This window comes from Rhizobium phaseoli (genome assembly GCF_001664385.1).
GTDB lineage: Bacteria > Pseudomonadota > Alphaproteobacteria > Rhizobiales > Rhizobiaceae > Rhizobium > Rhizobium phaseoli.
Genome location: NZ_CP013532.1, coordinates 4,141,770 through 4,157,700 on the forward strand (window position 1 = coordinate 4,141,770; position 15,931 = coordinate 4,157,700).

At 56.7% G+C, this 15,931-nt stretch carries 14 protein-coding genes; 3 read left to right on the forward strand and 11 right to left on the reverse strand.

Annotated elements, in window-relative coordinates:
- Positions 1-433: 433 nt before the first annotated feature.
- From AMC88_RS19865 to AMC88_RS19910, 11 genes are all read right to left on the reverse strand, one after another.
- On the reverse strand, positions 434-1,207 hold the full coding sequence (locus tag AMC88_RS19865) for an SOS response-associated peptidase (RefSeq protein WP_064830018.1): 774 nt from the start codon (positions 1,205-1,207) through the stop codon (positions 434-436).
- Between the two features lie 124 nt (positions 1,208-1,331).
- Positions 1,332-1,649, reverse strand: coding sequence for a MafI2 family immunity protein (locus AMC88_RS32180; protein WP_081282708.1), 318 nt, complete (start codon positions 1,647-1,649; stop codon positions 1,332-1,334).
- Between the two features lie 598 nt (positions 1,650-2,247).
- Positions 2,248-2,628, reverse strand: a complete 381-nt coding sequence (locus AMC88_RS34090; protein WP_237353154.1) for a hypothetical protein — start codon at positions 2,626-2,628, stop codon at positions 2,248-2,250.
- Complete coding sequence (locus AMC88_RS34700; protein ID WP_081282709.1) at positions 2,592-3,374, reverse strand: thermonuclease family protein; 783 nt, start codon at positions 3,372-3,374, stop codon at positions 2,592-2,594. Before AMC88_RS34700 ends, AMC88_RS34090 begins: the two co-directional genes overlap by 37 nt.
- Before the next feature lie 424 nt (positions 3,375-3,798).
- The gene (locus tag AMC88_RS19880; RefSeq protein WP_064830019.1) at positions 3,799-3,990 is read right to left on the reverse strand and encodes a DUF6494 family protein; all 192 of its coding nucleotides are present in this window, start codon (positions 3,988-3,990) and stop codon (positions 3,799-3,801) included.
- A 223-nt stretch (positions 3,991-4,213) separates the two neighbouring features.
- A complete protein-coding gene (locus AMC88_RS19885) occupies positions 4,214-5,176 on the reverse strand; it encodes a hypothetical protein (RefSeq protein ID WP_064830020.1) in 963 nt (320 codons plus the stop codon).
- A gap of 1 nt (position 5,177) precedes the next feature.
- Entirely contained in the window at positions 5,178-6,332 is a 1,155-nt protein-coding gene (locus AMC88_RS19890; RefSeq protein WP_064830021.1) for a DUF3696 domain-containing protein, read from the reverse strand.
- Complete coding sequence (locus AMC88_RS19895; RefSeq protein ID WP_064830022.1) at positions 6,329-7,417, reverse strand: DUF262 domain-containing protein; 1,089 nt, start codon at positions 7,415-7,417, stop codon at positions 6,329-6,331. The genes AMC88_RS19890 and AMC88_RS19895 overlap by 4 nt, the downstream gene beginning before the upstream one ends.
- A gap of 266 nt (positions 7,418-7,683) precedes the next feature.
- Positions 7,684-10,947, reverse strand: coding sequence for an error-prone DNA polymerase (locus tag AMC88_RS19900; RefSeq protein WP_064830023.1), 3,264 nt, complete (start codon positions 10,945-10,947; stop codon positions 7,684-7,686).
- Complete coding sequence (locus AMC88_RS19905; protein WP_064830024.1) at positions 10,944-12,458, reverse strand: Y-family DNA polymerase; 1,515 nt, start codon at positions 12,456-12,458, stop codon at positions 10,944-10,946. Before AMC88_RS19905 ends, AMC88_RS19900 begins: the two co-directional genes overlap by 4 nt.
- On the reverse strand, positions 12,379-13,134 hold the full coding sequence (locus AMC88_RS19910) for an ImuA family protein (RefSeq protein WP_064830025.1): 756 nt from the start codon (positions 13,132-13,134) through the stop codon (positions 12,379-12,381). Before AMC88_RS19910 ends, AMC88_RS19905 begins: the two co-directional genes overlap by 80 nt.
- 287 nt (positions 13,135-13,421) lie before the next feature.
- Here AMC88_RS19910 and AMC88_RS19915 point away from each other — a divergent pair, with 287 nt between their 5' ends.
- The 3 genes from AMC88_RS19915 to AMC88_RS19925 all read left to right on the forward strand — a co-directional run bounded on the left by AMC88_RS19915 (position 13,422) and on the right by AMC88_RS19925 (position 15,663).
- The gene (locus tag AMC88_RS19915) at positions 13,422-13,790 is read left to right on the forward strand and encodes a hypothetical protein (RefSeq protein WP_064830026.1); all 369 of its coding nucleotides are present in this window, start codon (positions 13,422-13,424) and stop codon (positions 13,788-13,790) included.
- 113 nt (positions 13,791-13,903) lie between these two features.
- Positions 13,904-14,260 carry a hypothetical protein gene (locus tag AMC88_RS19920; protein WP_064830027.1) on the forward strand — a complete coding sequence of 119 codons (357 nt, stop codon included), beginning with the start codon at positions 13,904-13,906 and terminating at the stop codon, positions 14,258-14,260.
- Between the two features lie 152 nt (positions 14,261-14,412).
- The gene (locus AMC88_RS19925; protein WP_064830028.1) at positions 14,413-15,663 is read left to right on the forward strand and encodes a WD40 repeat domain-containing protein; all 1,251 of its coding nucleotides are present in this window, start codon (positions 14,413-14,415) and stop codon (positions 15,661-15,663) included.
- Positions 15,664-15,931 lie beyond the last annotated feature (268 nt).

Sequence of the window (15,931 nt, forward strand, 5' to 3'; positions counted from 1 at the left end):
TCGCTCTACGCGGAGGGGGTGCCATTTTAATATGATTGGCATTGGTGGCCATTAGAGTCGCGGTCGGATTGGGTCAGAAATCGATCATCTTTGGCCATATTCCTGATCCCCGTGACTCGTCTTTTACGTGTGTCGAATTAAGGTCTCTGACCGAAATATGCGACCGCTCCAATGCCCTGGAACCTATCGCTCCTCACTTTCCTCTCATTGGTAGTCGCGACATTTGCCGCCTGCTGCATATTGTCGTCTTCCGCATTCGCAACCAGCCCCCGATCATGTGCCTCGCTGGCTTTCGATCCTTCGTGCGGGGATGGTGGGTTGGTTCCCATAGCGAAAAGCCTCCCGGCGCAAACCGAGAGGCTTTATATCACTCAATCTTCCACTACGGGAAAATTTAGCGAGCAGCGAGATCAACCCAATGATCCGGACAACATCAAAATAGGGTTGGCTGCGGCAGGAGTTCTCCAGAATTCGATACGATGGTCGAACCATAGGGCTCCCGCGACGTCACCCCAATCTCGTCGTTCGCCAACGGCCGAGCCAGCGCCTTCGCTTCGTCCCATGATGCCCGCAACCAGACATCCGTTTCCTCTTTCGTCAGGAGCAGAACCGGCATCGCTTTCTGATGGATCGGCTTGACGACGTCATTGGGATCGGTCGTCAGGAAGGCATAGAGGTCATCAGTTGTCAGTCCATCCTTGACCTTCCGAACGCTTTGCCATTGCGGAACGTGGATGCCCGCGAAGAACATCAGTGGCTTGCTCTCATCTCGAGCGAACCAGGCGTTCGGCGTGTTGCCGCCCTCTTCCTTACTGGCGGGGTCCGGCTCGGCGAAGCTGGTCACCGGCACGATGCAGCGGCTCTGGACACCGAACCATTTTTTCCAATGTGGAAGATTGAGATTTCGGATGTTGGTGGTGCCCTTATCCGGCTCCATTCGGATGAGAATTTCCATGTCGACCGGCTTGCCTTTTTGCCGCAATTTCTCGGCCCGGGCCTCAGCTGCCTGTTTGATCGCGAAAAATGGCGACGGCAATCCCCACCGCGCATGCACAAGCTGCGTGCGACCATCGGCCGTGTTGCGGACGATTGGCCCCATCTGGTCCGGGTTCATTTGATAGGCGGGCATCAGGTTGATCAGGCTCTCGACGTCCTGAGCCCATTTGCTCACCCAGTCCTTGTCCTCCATGCGGTAGAGATTGCACATGACCGCAACGACCTCGATTTCGCTGCGGACAGCCTAATCCTTCCAACCAGCACGTCAAATGTTGGTAAACACGCGACAATGCGACCTTGAGACCCTGCACAATGAGGGCCATTCCAGTTTTTGCTCAGCTGACATAGGCGTTTGGCGGAAATCGCTTGTAAGCCCACCATCGAGTGGCGACAGGAGCCTTCGGCCCATCTGAAGGAAGCGATGTGAAGACCGTCGTTATCGTTTCGTCGGCGAAATCCGCGAGGACCTCAGATGCGACGACTTCAATACGCTCTCGATCTTCATCGTTGAAGTGCGAGTCAACCAAGAATTCGAGGACAATCTCGTTGCCATTCCAGCCGCACGTAACAGCGGCTATTGCTGATGAGACTGCTCCAAGCAACGCGCGTTGCACACTAAGTCGAAGTCTTATTTCTCGATCAAGTGTGGGCATCAAAACCTCTGTCGTGGAGCGCCTTCGCCGCAAGCTTCCGGGTGGCCTTGTTGAAAAATCCTGATCAGCTCGACGACCGCCAACGAGACAGCAGGGTTCGAAGTCCGTCGACAATGACTTGGTGCTGAGGAATGGCGTCCTTATCGAAGCTCAGCCGCGCGTACATTCGCAAATCCTTCAAGTCGACATTCCCCTCGCATCTCTGGAATGGACCATAACATTCGATCACGACATCCTCACTGAGATCGAATTTATACCAATAGGTCATCTGCAAGCTGCCTGTCGGAACCACGGTATGCCAAAGGCCGTGCTCCTCGACACTACCTGGGGAACGACCCTCGAGCTGCCTCGCCTCCTTCAGCCACTCAATCGATCTTCGCCCGTACGAACGATCGTCATCGTATCCGACGACCCATAACGCTTCCACAACCGACTCGTCAGGTCTCGGGTTTGGCCTCGCGCGCTCCTTTGGTCGGTTGGTCGCTCCGCTATAGACGATCTCTCCCTCGGGCATATCGAGGCTGGGTATCCAATATTGGAGAGAGGCTTGTTTTCGTGGCGGACAGTTGAAGCTCGTCGGATTCGGGCGACCAGCATACTAGCCCCACGGGATATCATAAGGCTGCAAGGCAAGGACGACGCGGATTGGATGGCTTAGCTCGACGAGCCTACGCCTCCGCCATATCAACTCGCGTTCAGCAAGCGATCCGCTGGAAAGTCCCTTGCTGCATGCCAGATTGTAGATTGCTTCTCTGGTCTCGTTGCTCGGCAATACCACGGTTGCTGGTGTCCTGGTGGCCAGCAGCAACATGGGCACGAGGATGATAGCCGCGAGTATAAGAAGGATCGCCCAAAGGACAAAGGTCAGGACGAGACGGGTAAACGCGTAGACACGCGTCAATAAACCATTCAAAACGCGAAAAGGTCCGCCCGATTTCATGGTTATCCCCTGCACCACGGCCGAGGCGTCGGCGGACATTTCATTGTCCCGCAGACGAATGGTACCGCAAGGCCCTCACTGATTAGGATGCTCCCGACATCCTTTCCGTCAACCAGCAGCGTCCCACAGGACCGGCCGTGGTTGCACTTGCTGGTGCCCTCGGTGCCAGCCGCGCACGCGCATGCGACTTTTGTCAGCTGGGTGCTGCCGCCGGCGACGAGCTCCCGAAGCCGTGCCGACGCCCGCTCGCCCTGTTGGCGCTCGTATTCGCACTGGGGCGAGAACTTCTCCGGCGTGTTGAAGCCCACTAACCTGGTCCCTGCTGCCTCGCCAACGACATGGACCGTGTCTCCGTCGGTCACCGTGAATTCCTGGTTCAGCGAGGTTCTCGCCGTCGCAGGAGCAGACTGAAACTGGCCTTGTCCGAATTCGAATACCTGCTGGGCGATCGCAACAGCGGCGATAAACAGGAATCCAATGACCAGATTTCGGAAACGCCATTTCAACCGTCTGCCCACGCGGCTAAAACTGGGAGCGAGCGTTTTCCTGTGTTGGCGGCGAAATCTGGGAAAGGGAACGACCGGGGATCGCGATGGCGCGGCCGTACCAGGCCGGCCCAGAATTTCGAAAATCTTCCGCCACTGTTTGTCTGAAAGGCGAGCCTGGCCGCCCGATCGTTCGAGACGCGCATGGATGTCGGCGAGAAACGTTCGCTGCCAAGCCGTCAAATTGGGGCGACGCAATGCTGCTTCGATGTCGTTTCGCAGGTTTCCAGCCGGGTCCATGGCTCTGTCGCTTCGTGCGGATAGCCACACCTAAGCAGGAAGGCCGGAAGAAATCGTAAACTGACGCCTCATTCAGCAACCAGACGTGCAGATGTGCGCAGCAAAACGCGAAGCGGCCGAGGCAATCTTGCTCTCGTGGTGACCGCTGGCGTGATCAGTCAATATCCCGAGCTACATTGGTTTAGCGCAGACCATCAAATGGCAGCATCGGACTCAACGCCGTTGATCCGTTCGCGTACCTGTCCCCCACGCTCACGCGCCTCGTCAAGGGAGAGCAGGATGGACGAGGCATTCCGTGGAATGATCCGGAGCGAAGTCACGTCTGAAGTCCGCCGTAGGCCCAGAGCGGCCATCTTCGATTACGCGCGGGCGTGGACCATGAACTTGGGAAAGCCCGACGGTTCACACGATCGCTTCGCCCGACCTACGGAAGTTCGATCTCGCCGTCCACCACGTGGTTGAGGCCGGTGCCTTCCGCCGTTAGCGTCATGCGGACCTTCAACGTCTTGCCGCCGACCTGCCCCTTGCGCACCGTCTCCTCGATCTTGCGCTGCGACGTGACGCCGACTTCCTTCAGGAACTTGCGGATCGACATGTTGAAGGCGTCTTCGCTCATGGCGGAACTCCTGTGCGGAAGGGATTGTAATGGAAGGTAAATCGTCAAGGAAGCCGCAATGACGCCCCATGCCCGAGAATCTGACGTGAAAAATTTCAGCGACAGATGACCGCTCCCGGCCCAAAGCGGACGTCACCGTTGCGAATAGAGGTAGTCCGTCTCCAATGTATGGGCATGCCGCATTAGTTCAAGCAATAACTCTCAACCCGATCGGTTAAGATTATTATCTTTTTGTAATCTTCGGTCCGATGTAACAAACCTTTAGCCCAGAATTGTAATCTGATACAGGCCATTCGAAATGAATTCGGAACTGAGGAGTTTGTATTTTACCATGCCAGAAGCACGTGATTTTTTGTTTTGTTATTGGATCAACGAACGACATGTCTGACTCGAAGTCTATTTTGTTCCTGTCTGATTCATCCGTAAACCACGCATTTTTTCCCACAAAATACTTCTGCACCAACTGCACGCCAACAGGGGATAGATTACCTTGACCGTCCATTTCCGTCTTTACGGAGTTTAGAGCCGATAACAGGTCGCAAACATTTCTGGCCAGTGAGACAGAAAAGGGTGATCGTCGCAGTTCGTCGACGATGTGCTCAGCGATACAGAGATTTGGAAATCTTTGGATTGATTGTTCGATAACCGCGGCCCAATCGTCCGGGTCTGGCTCAGCCTGCGCCAAAGCCTGCGCGAGTAGATCGACATCCCAGAAATTTTGCAATTCGATCTCCGCAATTAAGTTCTCATCCCAGCCCTGAATGACTGTTAGAGGAGAAAAATCAAACTGACGTGTGAGACCGGGAGAAAAGCTGTAGGCAACTGCGCGCCTCCCAGCTTTCTCTCTTCGGGCAGCTTCGCCAAGCCCCTGATCAGTGACATCAGTGTGCTCGTACTGAAAAAGGTCGTCCTCTTCCTCTGTTCGTACATCGTCGGTGAATGGTCCTCTGTTTGCCAACCACAGCAAAAACGAGTTCTTTTCGTCGCGCGGGAGCCGTGAGATTGTTTGTGCGATCGTCTCGCCGGCCACACCGTTTACGGTTGGAAGTGCTCGGGAACAATAAAGTTCTCGTGCCAGAATCGCGTGTTGAACTCGGGCGCGCATGAGCGTCCTGAAAACTTCCACAACACCTTCAGACGTCGAGAACTGCCCGTCCAGCGATAGTTCATTAAGAAACGCTTGCAAGTTAGTTCCAGCCGCTCAAAGTGGCCAAATCCTGTTCACTTTGATCAAAGAACCCTCTCGGCCAACTTTCGATCATCCCGTTTTTATCTACCTTTATAAGCGACACGCTAGTCGAACCAGCGTCCGAATCTGGGCTGCCGAAAAAATACACGCTGAGATCGTTTGCGCCTATCTCACCGCTCTTCACCGCCACTCGCATCCCCGCAAGAACATGATCGCTATGTGTCTCAACGATAATTCGGACCCCCGCGTTTGCAAAACGAGCGAGCATCTTTCCAAAAAGCGATTGAGCACGCGGATGCAGATGAGCCTCGGGGCTGTCAATCACGATCAATTGGCCGGGTTTGGCGCAGAGCAATGCAACTAGGATAGGTAGGGAATATGAGAGGCCGAAACCGACGTTGGACGGTCGCAGCCAGACGTTAGAGCCGCCCACTGCGAATGATAACGCCGTAAGTGAAGTAGGGACCAAGGTTTCAGTGGTCACTGCCGCACCTGGGAACAAGTAGTCAAGCCATGCGGTTACCTGCGACCTAATCGTTATGCCTTTTTCATTGGAGTTTCGTCGGGCCGGTTCAGATATTTCATCAGCCATCCGAGCAAGCCACCACGGCGCATATTCCCCGCTCGTTCCCACGTTACCTTGAATTAACTTCGTGTCTTCAGGCGGTGAAAAGGCCGCATCTTCAATTTTGCGAATAGCACTGATGTAAATGACATCTTGAATTTCTTCCATCAGTTCCCGCGCCCGCCCGGCCGCTGGCAAAACTCTAGGCTGACGTTCGAGGCTGGATTTGCCACCCTGCTGACGCACGATCAGGCGTCTTACATCGAGAAATCGCCTGTCCAATTTAGTGCTTTGGCCTAATGTCCAGCGAGCCTCTCCCCCTCCTTGGTCGGCGATACCAATTTCAACCAGCTCGTTTGAGTTCTCCCTGAGAAGGTCAACAAACGAGCCGATCCGAAGCAAGTCCCCATTGAGAGCTATAGAACTTAAATTATTCTGGGCCCGCAAAGCTTGCGAAATGAGCAAAAGTCCTTGCACTGAAGTAGATTTACCTGACGAATTGTAACCAGTCAGAGCGGTCAAAGCGGTAATTTGAAAACGAAAATCCGAAAAGCACTTAAAATTTCGTAGGGATAATTCTGTAATCATGGAAGATATACCTCTAAGGCATCCTCAGCCAGCCGAAATCTGCCCTGAACTTGGAATTTACTGTTAGTTGAATACGTTATATAGTTAGAAAACTCATCGTTATTCAAAAGTTCAATTATCGCATCTTTAATATAGCGCTGCTGGCTCTCGAATTGCTCGTCATCAACTCGGGCAAGAACAACGGACATCACGTCAAAAAGCGCTATATTCAGAACACTGCGGTTGGCCGACGGAGTGGAAATAAGCGATTTTCGAAAAGCATGCTTTTGAAAAAGCTTCTCATTTCGGTTCATCGACTTGGTAAATTCAATCCGAATTTTCTCGAGCGAAGCTTCGTCAAGTTTATTCATCAAACGAAGAGCTTCGGCCAAAAATTCATCCATGTCACCGGTATATTTAGAATGCCCTATAAGTGAAAAGGCGCAAAAGCGATTAATCGCCTCTCGATCCCTCATTGTCGTAGCGGAAAGTGAACCTCCGGTGACGCGAATGAAAGGATTGCGTCTTGCGCGGTCAGCTATCCATTGGGTTCCTTGACCGTTATACAGCGCGTTCCGCATTTGTTGCCTTGTTAGAGGAACGCCACTGTTTACGCGCTCAAATATGTCCAAGCGGGCCGCTTCCGGAGCGTTCTTGTCAAGGATGTAAAGCGTCAGCTGCGTATCTTCGATGCGCTCTCGAAGATTGATGGGCAAGTCGTCGTATCGCAGCTTCTCGAGAGGATGTTCCTCGCCCAACCCTCTAAGAGCCAATTTGTTGCCGATAAATGCGCGAAAAGTCGATAACCGCTGCAAGCCATCAACTACCGTTACCCTGCCGTCTTCTCCTTCTGCTACGTAGAAGACCGGGAGCGGGATGCGCATCACGCAACTCTCGATCAGCTTTGATTGCTTGTCAGGCGGCCATACAAAATCTCTTTGAAAGTCAGGGTCCATAACGTATCGACCATTTTCGATACGCCTTATAATTTCAGCAACGGTACGAGTTTCACTTCGTACCATCACATCATCGAGCGGGTAGTCGAGCCGTTGCCGGTCAGGCGAACTGTTGTCTAAGCCCTCAAGTTCTTCTTCATCAGTCGCCATTTTGCCTCGGCCATTCAACCAGTTGCGGCTACGTTCGCGGAGTCTTTTCTAAGCCTTCTCGCTGAAGTCCCCTATTGCGACTCCCTACATATAGGCGTAGCGCAAAACTGTCATTAGGGTGGCGGCCATCCCTTCGAACAAAGCCCAAGCGGGCCTGATAGTCTATGAGCCAATGATTGCGGGACGGCATTGCGACGTCCGCTTCTGGCGCGAAGCTACCATTCAAGGTGCTCAATCACGCGATTGACGGTATGTCGACGTTCCTTCTACTGAAAATTTCGGCTCTTCACCTTCAGCTGATCGATATGCAGGTCTGGGATAAAGATGTCCCGTGACTTCATCCCTTGCCCCGACCGCTCACGCGAATCCGGCCTGCCTAGCGTGCCATGTCCGAACTCATCGCCCCTCCCCGTCGGCAGCCTGAATTCCAGATCGCGATCGGCAAGGCCCGTCAAGTCTCCCGACAGACCAAACAACTGCTGGGCGACGAGATGCACGACATCGCCTTCTCTCTGGATGCGCCCATTGATCGCCGTCATGGAAGCGCCGAGCGCGATCCGACGTGATCGTTCGAATAGCTTCGGCCAGATGACGACGTTGGCGACGCCCGTCTCGTCCTCAATAGTCATGAAGATCACACCCTTTGCCGACCCCGGCCGCTGGCGGACCAGTACCAGCCCGGCTGCCATCAGCCATCGGCCATCGCGAGCCGACATTGCCTCCGCACAGGTAACGACACGACGCTCGACCAATTCCCTGCGCAGGAAGCTGACAGGATGCTCCCGAAGGGTCAGCCCGGTATGCCCATAGTCGAGGACGACATTGTGCCCCTGAGTCATCTGCCGCAGCTCGACCGTCGGCTCCTGCTGCTCGGCAATCGTTCTCGCCTCGCGTTCGGCCGCGGCCGCAAAGAGAGGAAGCGGCTCATCACGAAGAGCCTTGATCGCCCAAAGAGCGTCCCGCCGTTCCAGCCCGAGAGATGGCAGGAAGGCATCTGCTTCGGCAAGCTCCACCAGCGACGCTGCCGGCACACCGGACCGTCGCCACATGTCGTCGACGCTATCGAAGGGCTGATCCGCCCGAGCGGTCACGATCCGAGCCGCGTCCGCCGTTGCCAAGCCTCGCACCATCCGCATACCAAGGCGGACCGCGTGCCGGTCCGAGCCATCGATAGCTTCGAGCGTGCAGTCCCATCGTGACCGATTGATGCAGACCGGGCGAACCTCGACACCGTGCTCCCGGCCATCGCGGACGATTTGGGCCGGTGCATAAAAGCCCATCGGCTGAGAGTTCAATAGCGCCGCACAGAAGACGTCAGGAAAGTGGCATTTGATGTAGCTCGACGCATAGGCGATCAGGGCGAAGGATGCCGCATGGCTCTCGGGAAACCCATAGCTTCCGAAGCCCTCCAGCTGACCAAAGGTGCGCTTCGCGAATTCCGGCGAGTAACCGTTGCGGATCATGCCGGAAACGAGCTTGTCCTCGAACTTGCTGACACCGCCAGTGAATTTGAACGTCGCCATCGCCCGGCGCAACTGGTCGGCTTCACCCCCGGTGAACCCGGCGCAGACCATCGCGACCTTCATCGCCGACTCCTGAAACAGCGGCACGCCCAGCGTCTTATGGAGGACCGCCTCCAGCTCCGGCGTCGGGTATTCGACCTCCTCCTTTTTCTCGCGACGGCGAAGGTAAGGATGAACCATATCCCCCTGGATGGGACCAGGGCGGACGATGGCGACCTGGATCACGAGATCGTAAAAGGTCTTAGGCTTGATGCGGGGCAACATAGACATCTGAGCGCGGCTCTCGATTTGAAATGTGCCAAGCGTGTCCGCCTTGGAGATCATGGAGTAGGTCGCCGGGTCCTCCTGCGGGATCGTCGCGAGATCGAGATCGATGTCCTTGTCATGGGCGAGGAAGGCAAAGCTCTTGGCCATGCAGGTCAGCATGCCCAAGGCTAAGACATCGACCTTCATCATTTTGAGGGCCTCGACGTCATCCTTGTCCCATTCGATCACCTGACGATCCACCATCGACGCCGGTTCGATGGGGACCAGTTCATCCAGGCGATCATGCGTCAGAACGAAGCCACCGGGGTGCTGTCCGAGGTGACGTGGGGCTCCCATCAGCTGCTGGGCAAGCTGGAGCGTCAGGGCGAGCCGCCGATCGTCGGGATTGAGATTAAGGTCCCTGACCTGCCTATCATCGACCGCCTCGCTCCATGCCCAGACACCCGACGACAAAGCTTTGATCAGGTCCTCCGGCAGGCCGAGCGCCTTGCCGACATCGCGGATCGCGCCCTTTGTCCGATAGCGTGTGACCGTCGCGCAGAGTGCAGCCTTGTGATGGCCGTATGTCCTGTAAATCCATTGGATGACCTCCTCGCGTCGTTCGTGCTCGAAATCGACGTCGATGTCGGGTGGCTCGTCGCGTTCCTGCGAAACGAAGCGCTCGAATAGGAGGTCGTTGGTATCCGGATCGATGGAGGTGATGCCGAGCACGAAGCAGACGGCCGAGTTGGCGGCGGAACCACGCCCTTGACAGAGGATATCCTGAGAGCGGGCGAACCGGACGATGGAGAAAACCGTCAAAAAATAGGGGGCGTAGCGCATGGTCTCGATCAGGGCCAGTTCATGGCGGATGATCTTTTCCACGTGGGAAGGCAGCCCCTCGGGATAACGGTTGGGCACGCATTCCCAGACATAATGCTCCAGCGATTGCTGCGCGGTCATGCCGGGAATGATAGCCTCCTCCGGATACTGGTAGGTCAGTTCCTCCATCGAAAAGGTGCAGCGCTCGACGATCTCCATCGTCCGGGCGAGCGCTTCCGGATAGCGACCGAACAGACGCTCCATCTCTCCCGGCGGTTTGAGGAACCTGTCTGCGTGCCGTTCGCGCTCGAAGCCGACGTCGTCGATTGTCATGCCCATGCGAATGCAGGTCACCACGTCCTGCAACTGGCGGCGGCCGGGCTCGTGGAACAGGACATCATTGGTGACGACCGTCTTCACCCGGTGCCGGACTGCCATGTTGGAAATTTCATGCAGCCGCACCTGGTCGTTCGGTCGCCGGCGCAGACAGAGCGAAACATAGGCGCGGTCGCCGAAAACCTCAGCCATCTTTCGAAGCTGGATCGCGCAGGTCTCGTCAGGCAGGTCGGGCACCAGGATGCCGATCAGACCTTCCGCATAAAGGGCGACGTCATCGAGGTTTAGGATGCAGTTGGCTTTGCCGCCTCTGCCTTTGCCGAGCGTCAGCAGCCGGGTTAGCCTCGAATAGGCGGCCCGGTCCGTGGGGTAGACAAGGATCGACATGCCGTCCTGCAGATCAAGGCGACAGCCGACGACCAGCCGTAGGCCGGTGGCACGAGACGCCTCGAGCGCCCGCACGATGCCAGCGAGCGAATTGCGGTCGACTATGCCAAGCGCCTCGATTCCCAGTTCCTTTGCCGTCGCAAACAGCTCTTCCGCCGAGGATGCACCTCTGAGGAAGCTGAAATGGGTCGTGACATGGAGTTCGGCATATCTCATGCGAAGATTCCATGGATGAACCAGCGATGCGAGCCGGTATCGAGATCGACGCCGTCGCCTGAGCGGTAAATCCAGTAGCGCTCGCCGCTCTCGTCCTCGACTGTGAAATAGTCGCGGACGGCAGCCCATTCCGACGTTCGTTGCCACCATTCTCCGAAGATGCGCTCCGGTCCGTCCGCCCGCTTCACACGCCGCCGTTTGCCACGCCAGGTAAACCAGACGGGCGGATGGTCAGGCAGCAGAGCCATGACTTCGATCAGTTCGGGACGGTCCATCAGGCGGACCGGACGTGGCCAGGTCATCGGCCAGTTTTGTCCAATCACGGCGGCCACGGGCGATACGCGTTGGATCGATCGCTCCGGGACATCGCTGGCGACCGGTGCCACGCGATAGATGCGATAGGTTCCTCGGTTGCCGAGGACATCGACGAAAGCACCGACATCGACCGCGGCATCTTCTACCAGGCTGGAAGCAATTTGCTTGTCCTCGAGTGGCTCGACCATGGTTGCGGCGAGACTGAGTTTCTCGATGCCGAACCCGGGATCGATCTTCTCGACGCGATCACGCAGCAGCTTCGTCAGCCAGGCAACGTCGCGCACCGGCTTTGCTGTCCCCGCCCGGAGTGCCTGGATCGTGTTGTCGACGCGGTGGACGATCAGGTCCGTGCGGCGGACGCCCAGCCCTTTTGCCTGGAGTTCCAGACAGAGCTTCGCTACCAGCCGCGCGATGTATTTTCCGATGGTCTCGGCTGCACCAATCGGCTCGGCGAAGGCACGGTGGACTTCGATGATCTCGGGACAACGGATCGGATCAATCGGCTCGGCGACCCGACCGAACATCTGGTCAAGGCGGCGACCGATCTCAGGACCAAAGCGAAGGGCCAATGGCGCACGCGGTGTCGCAGCCAGCTCACCGACGGTTTGGAATCCAAGCGTACGCAGACTGATCACCGTCTCGGAACTGAGCCGCAGCGACGAGAGCGGAAGCCGAGCAACTGCCTCGGCCGTTTTCCCTGGTGGAACGACCCTCGTCTCGACCGTCATTGATCGCGCCAGCCCGTATGCGGCTCCCCAGGTATCGGCGACGACCCCGCGAGCCGGCAGACCCCGTGCACGAAAGCGGTTCACGAGACAGGACAGCATCAACTCTTCGCCGCCCCGAAGATGATCGGCTCCTTCGGTGTCCATGACGATCCCGTCCGGTGGATCGATTGCCACGATCGGCGAATATTGGGACAGCGCCCAAAGCGTCAGGCGTTCGAGGGCAGCACGATCACCGGCGGGATCGTCATGGACTATATTGAGGCCCTGTATCAAGGCCTGTGCTTTGGCGGCCGCCATGCCAACGTGCAAGCCAAGCCTGCCGGCGTTTGCGTCGACAGCGGATAGCCATCGTTTCGAGCCGCTCCTGGCGACAACGACCAGCGGACCGTTAACCGGTATGGATGGATCGGCGCGTCTGATCCGATCCGTCGCCAGCGTCGGAAAGAAGACTGATACGACCCTGGGCATCGCATGCACCTATTTCGAAATCTGCGCTTTCACCTGCCTTGACCCTGATCAGCTCGGCCAACCATCGGGCTCGCCCAACGCCCGGAACTGGAAGTGGCTCGGACGGCAGAACCGATATCCTCCATCGCGTTGCCGCTGCCGTCGGGTGTCCGAAATCCCCCGCCTCGGTCTGCCGTCGCCATCGTCGGATAATCAGACCGATAGTGCCGGAACCCTCCGCCGCCAGCTGGAGACGGCGCGAAATCACCATCGGTAGGCGCACCGTTTCGGCGACGACCGCGCCCAGTCCCCGGAACCGCAAGGCCTCCTCGAAGGCTTCGAGGACATATTCCTCTTTGACCGCTTCGACATAGATGACGCGATCCGGGTGCAGGCCGACCTGGGCCAATGCGGGAGCGAACAGGTCCGGACGAGCCAGACACCAGACGACCATGCCCTTCGTCCGGGCCGCGATCCCAGCAACAAAGAGCGCAGCTGCGGCCCCATCAACTGCCCCTGCTCCGCCTCCCGCAAACTCGTGGACCGCGCCATGGGCCAACCCGCCACCCGGAAGGCGTTCGTCGATTTCGGTCACCCCGAATGGAAGGACCGACTTGGATCGCGCGACCGCCCCTTCGAGGTGCTGAATGCGGTCCCGAAGATCGGAGATAATTGGGTTTGCGGCGATCTGCGCCATTCGGGGCCTTTACCAAAAGCGGGTTTCCATCTCGTTCAAAAGCGAGTATGTTCCCTATTTGTTCCTTAGCGGAACATGAGTCAATGCAGATGTAAAGGCGAATGGGCGCGTGAGCTGCAACCTCGTCGGCGCTATTGGACCGGAAGGACGAATGGATTCAATTGACTACCGAAGGCTCGTCCCACGGCTCCGAAATGTCATCGATAAGAAAAAATACCTATAGAGAACCACTCGCGCCCTTTCCTGAAATCTTGTCGATGCCGATGCAAGGCACGGGAGAAAAGTCGATGACGGAGAACGTGATCTCATCTGACGAGAGCCTGCGGAGATTGCAGGGTATCCCCTTCGGCGTCGCTGCCGACGAACTGCGCATAACCGCTATTGGGGCCAAAATCGAATTCGCGAAAAGCGAACTGCAGACGGTCCAGACCTATATTGACGTCGTCTACGCGGGAAGGATCGCTGTGACAACGGATGATGGCAGCGAGCTACCTGTCGACACGCTTGCGCATCTCGGCAGTGTGCTTTCCAACTACGAGCATTCGTTGTTCGATCAGATCGCGCAGCTTGAATACGACCAGGAGAAGCTGCTCTTCCCGCCAGATGAAGACGAGCGATGCGACGATAACGAGGTTCCGGATAATCAAGACGTCTGAATAATTCCTCAGGGCACGCGACACTCCGATCATGGCGATCAGCGTTAAGCCTTCCTCTACCCATGGCTGCTAAACACCGACACAACACGCGTTGCGCCATTAACGGGGATAAAATGCAGCACCTTACGAAAGCAAGCGCTCTTGTCATCGCGCTCACGCTCCTGGCCACTCCCGGTCTTTCCCTGGGCGGCCAAAAGGCAGGCGGTCGCGACGAGACCGCGCGAAATGGACTGATTTTCAATCTGGCCTTCCACACCGCAAGGATCGACGACAAATGTCATGTGCTTTCCGTCAAAGAGCGTCGGAAAGTTGATGAGACGCTCGATGACCTAGAATCTTCCAATAAACTCGGCGTTCTCAAGCAGCCATTGCTGAGTGGTCGCAGCCTATACAAGCCAAGCTGCGCAGATACGGATTGGGTTCGTGATTGGCGGAATTACGCAAAAACCGGCTATTTGCGCGAGAAGTAAGCCAACAAAGAACGCGGGAAGGACATCGTCCTGCCTGAGCACTGGAACGGCGACGAGACCGAGGAAGTCGCATCGGTGACTCGCGTTTCGAATGCAATGAAATGCAGAGTCGACCTGACAGCACGCGAATTTCACCAAATCAAGGACAAGCGATGAAACATGCATCGTCTGTAGTTTCTTTCGTGATGGGTGCCATGATAGCGGCTTTCGGCGCTGCTGATGCAGCCATCGCGGCACCCGAACGAATAGGCTGTTATGGCGACAACTGGGGTCCCACACTTGCGATGCTCGAGCCGACCCCCAACGGCCCGATGACATTCAAAACTATACGCTGCCTACCGATCCCGGAGAGCTGGCCGCGGATACTTCCGCCCTTCCTTTCCCCGAACGGCGATTTTGTGGCCGCCTTCGGTTTCACGAAAGGCTTGTGGCTCGGGGACGTGACGCGAGGCGGCCGCTCCCACATAATCAAGGGAAACCTGCCGGGAGACCTTTTTTTAAGGACAGCACCATTCGCATGGCTTGATGACTCGTCCGGGGTTATGGGAGCTAAACGTGATGCGGCGATGCCAGGTGGCATCGCCGTCGCCCACATGCGGCCATATCTCTTCGCCTTGGATGGCTCTGAGATAAAGCTGCCCGAACTCGTTCATCCGAACGGTCCACTCGAGGAGCTTCACTGGGTTGGCGGTTCGGGGCTGGCGCTTGCCGCGTTCGGAACCAGGGAAAACTCCTACAAGACAAAGCATGAGGATCACAAGCCGACACTCACCCTGGTCGACGCACTTAACGGAACGATCCTGCAATCGGTCGAAAAGCTAAGCATTCCGGAACTGATCGATCAGAGAAGCTTGGAGGCCGTCACATCTCGGATCGATGCATCCGGCAAGGCACATATACTGATTGCCTGGGCACCCGGCAAATGGCTGCTCTGGGTTCAGGGGCAACCGCCGCGCGTCGTTCCTATCGCATCGACTACTCGGTCGACGCCGTTCGCACTGTCGAGCGATGCCTCAAGCGTTTTGATAATGGGCAATCTTAGCGCGACAGGGTCGATCTGCGAATTTGGAGACCCGTGTCCACCACCGACACCGCAATCCGGAACAATTGCCGAGTTGACGGACGTTTCAACAGGCCAGGTGAAATGGACGCTTTCCGGCACCGCGTCGTACTTCTCCCACAGCGTGGTTCCGGGCGTCAGCCCGGACGGACGCTATGGCTTGATTTCGCTGCCAGATGAAAATGGCACTGCGATTGCACTGATCTCGATGGACACGGGCAAAGTAATTCAGAAGTTTGAACAACCAGGTTGGGGGCCGATAAGGTTGTCGTTTTCGTTGGACAACAAGTTCGCGGTCATCGCCGCAGGCACAACGATGGCCACTTTCGCGATCGATCAATGAACGCCAATTAGAAGCTTACCGAGGCCAGGGCGAAACCTTCCTCTGCCGTGATGGCTCCGTCAGCGCCAGCGAGCGCTCTTGGGAGTTTGAGGGGTCGGTGTCTGGAGCAGTTGATATGCAGCGGGCAAGTTCGTCGATCTGTTCGTGTCTTTCGTTTACGGCCGCGCTCGCACGATGAAGTCGTCCCCATTCAAAATCTCAACATCAGGTCGTAAGCCATTGAAAAATGATTCGTTTCGAGTCGGAACGAATCACCTCCTCCAGACTT

Coding starts and splice junctions, on each gene's coding strand:
- AMC88_RS19865 (WP_064830018.1), bottom strand. CDS start 1,207: ATGTGCAATCTCTACCGCATGGAGGACAAGGACTGGGTGAGCAAATGG.
- AMC88_RS32180 (WP_081282708.1), bottom strand. CDS start 1,649: ATGCCCACACTTGATCGAGAAATAAGACTTCGACTTAGTGTGCAACGC.
- AMC88_RS34090 (WP_237353154.1), bottom strand. CDS start 2,628: ATGTCCGCCGACGCCTCGGCCGTGGTGCAGGGGATAACCATGAAATCG.
- AMC88_RS34700 (WP_081282709.1), bottom strand. CDS start 3,374: ATGGACCCGGCTGGAAACCTGCGAAACGACATCGAAGCAGCATTGCGT.
- AMC88_RS19880 (WP_064830019.1), bottom strand. CDS start 3,990: ATGAGCGAAGACGCCTTCAACATGTCGATCCGCAAGTTCCTGAAGGAA.
- AMC88_RS19890 (WP_064830021.1), bottom strand. CDS start 6,332: ATGATTACAGAATTATCCCTACGAAATTTTAAGTGCTTTTCGGATTTT.
- AMC88_RS19895 (WP_064830022.1), bottom strand. CDS start 7,417: ATGGCGACTGATGAAGAAGAACTTGAGGGCTTAGACAACAGTTCGCCT.
- AMC88_RS19900 (WP_064830023.1), bottom strand. CDS start 10,947: ATGAGATATGCCGAACTCCATGTCACGACCCATTTCAGCTTCCTCAGA.
- AMC88_RS19905 (WP_064830024.1), bottom strand. CDS start 12,458: ATGCCCAGGGTCGTATCAGTCTTCTTTCCGACGCTGGCGACGGATCGG.
- AMC88_RS19910 (WP_064830025.1), bottom strand. CDS start 13,134: ATGGCGCAGATCGCCGCAAACCCAATTATCTCCGATCTTCGGGACCGC.
- AMC88_RS19915 (WP_064830026.1), top strand. CDS start 13,422: ATGACGGAGAACGTGATCTCATCTGACGAGAGCCTGCGGAGATTGCAG.
- AMC88_RS19920 (WP_064830027.1), top strand. CDS start 13,904: ATGCAGCACCTTACGAAAGCAAGCGCTCTTGTCATCGCGCTCACGCTC.
- AMC88_RS19925 (WP_064830028.1), top strand. CDS start 14,413: ATGAAACATGCATCGTCTGTAGTTTCTTTCGTGATGGGTGCCATGATA.